The sequence below is a fragment of the Mesobacillus sp. genome (assembly GCF_049588175.1).
Classification (GTDB): Bacteria; Bacillota; Bacilli; order Bacillales; family Cytobacillaceae; genus Mesobacillus.
Window position 1 is genome coordinate 1 of the sequence record NZ_JBAVFI010000646.1, and the last position, 2,617, is coordinate 2,617.

Annotated in this window: 5 protein-coding genes; 2 read left to right on the top strand and 3 right to left on the bottom strand. The window is 41.9% G+C overall.

Features of this window, described 5'->3' with window-relative positions:
* The 3 genes from WB217_RS15555 to WB217_RS15565 form a co-directional block, all read right to left on the bottom strand.
* Positions 1–466: GntR family transcriptional regulator (locus tag WB217_RS15555; protein ID WP_423994159.1), on the bottom strand; the 466-nt coding region annotated here is incomplete at its 3' end.
* 100 nt (positions 467–566) lie between these two features.
* Positions 567–761: a hypothetical protein gene (locus tag WB217_RS15560; protein WP_423994160.1), complete on the bottom strand. Its 195-nt coding sequence runs from the start codon at positions 759–761 to the stop codon at positions 567–569.
* Positions 762–917: 156 nt separating this feature from the next.
* Positions 918–1,538 carry a DUF3298 domain-containing protein gene (locus WB217_RS15565; protein WP_423994162.1) on the bottom strand — a complete coding sequence of 207 codons (621 nt, stop codon included), beginning with the start codon at positions 1,536–1,538 and terminating at the stop codon, positions 918–920.
* Positions 1,539–2,017: 479 nt separating this feature from the next.
* On the opposite strand from WB217_RS15565, the gene WB217_RS15570 reads away from it, so the two are divergent.
* Positions 2,018–2,233 carry a DUF1659 domain-containing protein gene (locus WB217_RS15570; protein ID WP_335378129.1) on the top strand — a complete coding sequence of 72 codons (216 nt, stop codon included), beginning with the start codon at positions 2,018–2,020 and terminating at the stop codon, positions 2,231–2,233.
* Between the two features lie 36 nt (positions 2,234–2,269).
* Positions 2,270–2,488 carry a DUF2922 domain-containing protein gene (locus WB217_RS15575; protein ID WP_423994164.1) on the top strand — a complete coding sequence of 73 codons (219 nt, stop codon included), beginning with the start codon at positions 2,270–2,272 and terminating at the stop codon, positions 2,486–2,488.
* The last annotated feature ends 129 nt before the right edge of the window (positions 2,489–2,617 follow it).

The window sequence follows — 2,617 nt, forward strand, 5'->3', positions numbered from 1 at the left end:
GAGGATGATCATAGCCAAGGCTTCCTATAAATGTCCTCGTAGATGTGATTTGACTAAAGGACTTCAAAGGAAATAAATCCTCCGATAATTCCCCGCTAGACAGGTTAATGAGTTTGTGGTCCTCCGTTTCCCTTCGGATCCTTTGGGTGACTGGCAAATTAGGCAGGAAGGAGCCCGCTTCAATATAACGATTCCAGCTGGGAACTCTTCTCTTGGTTATTCCCCATATGTCCTTGCTTATTAAGGTCCCGCTTCCTCTTTTCCTTTCAATCAATCCATTTGATTCAAGTTCATCATATGCAGCAACCACAGTACTTCTATTTAAACCAAGTTCGTTAGCCAATTTCCTTTCAGATGGTAAAGGTTTATCAAGCGGAAACGTTCCGTCTGATATCCCATTTTCAATATACTCAGCAAGCTGCTTGTATACGGCCATTTTAGCTTCTCGATTCGGTTTCCAATCCATGATGATCCCCTTTACAAAAAAACTTTTAAACTATGAAGACTCCATGTCTGTATAAAAATAACCTATCGCCAAATTGACGATAGGTATTTGTTATTTTAACCTACGAAAACCATTTAATGTAAACGCCGACAGCAATAAAGGATAATACAATAACCACAATATAAATAACAGAAAGATTAGTCGTGTTTTTCACCGTCGCGCTTCTATATCCTTCATCACTTTTACCTGCTAATAACAAGGTAAAAACAAAGGAGGCCACGACAATAAGAATAACTAAAAAGATCCCCAGCTTCATAATGCACCTCTTGCAAAAAAACATGTTTTTTTATCATTATAACGATTATATCAGAAACACAGACCATCCACTTCATATAAAAATTCCTCATCCAATTTGGAACATGGGGACGGTTCTCATGTTCCTCTTAGGAACACGAGAACCGTCCCCGTGTTTTTAATTATTTATAGCCAGCCTTCCAAGGGGGCCGTCTTCTATGATTATGTCCTGAAGTGCATAAACGGAGATTGGGAACATCGGAAATCCGAATGCGTAAGGGGTGATATCATACAGCTGGAAATAGATGATGAGTGATTTGTCGGCTACATAGAAATCCTGGTCCGGCTTGATTGCTGTAAATTCACTGATCAGAAAGATATCCCGCTCTTTGATTTGCAGTTTAATCAGCTTAGAAATACGGCCGATATAGTCACTTCCTGGTTTGAAAAAGTCCTTCAGGCTGCACTTTTTACCATCCTTTAAATCAAACGTCAGCGACTTGATATACGTCATCGGATGGGCAGCATGATAATGATACGTACTATTCGCCAGCGACAGGCTTAGCACCTCGCGCTGGTTGTTCTTGATTTCATACGAACCATTCATCCACTCAACCGTCGATGGAGAATCCCCCGCTTGCGTATTAATCAAATTCTGCGTTTCCTTCACAATGCTTCGATTCATGTACCGCTCAAATTGACGATCCCGAATCTGGTAAACATGGGGATAACAAACCTCTCTCTCAGGACCATTCCCGATTCGCAGCGTATGAATGCCCACCGGCCGAGTACATGCCATAGCCTACACCCTCTTTTTGATTACCCTATTCGAAAGTGTGATTTTGGGTGACTGCCTTGAACATGGAGCCGGTTCTCATGTTTCATTTTTTCGTGAAATGACAGCTGTGCTCATGTTTTCATGGAGGTTTGTTTAACATTTTAATTCTTTTCGAGGAAAAATCCCTTACAGTAGCTATTTCATTGGAAAAATCCATACAAGTGACCAAACTTGTATCGGATTTTTATAGATGCGGAATGATTTTATAGCGAAAAGCCTTTTATTTGGCGGAATTCACAGTTTTATTGGCGGAGTTCACAACTTTATTGACGATATTGATCAATAATTTGGCGAACTGGAAATTCGGCGTGTTTTTTTCCATTTCGAACCACTGCTAGCCCCCGATGTCGAATGAAACGCGTCTCCATGTTTTTTCTCAAACTACCCTGTCCTTTTCCCCTCCAACTTTGTATATAAAAGGTGAAAGGAGGTGAGACAAGATGGCATTAGCAATGTTGAAGGATTCATCAATCAGGCTTTCATTCGAAACTGGAATGAATGAGAAGGGCGAACCGATCTACAAAGGCAAGACTTACTCCAATGTGAGAAAAGAAGCTACTGCAGACCAGGTGGACCAGGCTGCGAAGGCGCTAGGTGGACTTAGCGCGAACTTGCTTAACTCTGTTGAGCGTAACGACAGCTTCGAAATCATCTAATTCTACGACTAAATAATAGAATAGGAGGTGAAAAACATGGCTAAAACACTAGAATTGCAGTTTGTAACCGATCTTGGAAAAAACACCAAGCTGACGGTTGATAACCCGAAGGAACCGATTGATCCAGCATCAGTAAAGCTTGCGATGGAGCAAATCATCGCTTCCAATGCATTCCAGACTCCAAGCGGTACCCTTGTTGCCGTAGGCAGTGCCCGCGTCATCGAACGCAACGTAGCAGAATACGAACTTGTGTAATGAACGACAGCCGGTCTTCTTTCAGGGACCGGCTTTTTTCGTAAAATAAACCCAAAAGGAGGAAACGCAAATGGAACAGCTGATTCCGTTCATCAGTGACGTAGGATTCCCGATTGTCGTGACCCTGTA

What these genes read in the sequence shown, in the direction of transcription:
- WB217_RS15565 (WP_423994162.1), bottom strand. Translation starts at nt 1,538, where the DNA reads ATGGCATGTACTCGGCCGGTGGGCATTCATACGCTGCGAATCGGGAAT.
- WB217_RS15560 (WP_423994160.1), bottom strand. Translation starts at nt 761, where the DNA reads ATGAAGCTGGGGATCTTTTTAGTTATTCTTATTGTCGTGGCCTCCTTT.
- WB217_RS15575 (WP_423994164.1), top strand. Translation starts at nt 2,270, where the DNA reads ATGGCTAAAACACTAGAATTGCAGTTTGTAACCGATCTTGGAAAAAAC.
- WB217_RS15570 (WP_335378129.1), top strand. Translation starts at nt 2,018, where the DNA reads ATGGCATTAGCAATGTTGAAGGATTCATCAATCAGGCTTTCATTCGAA.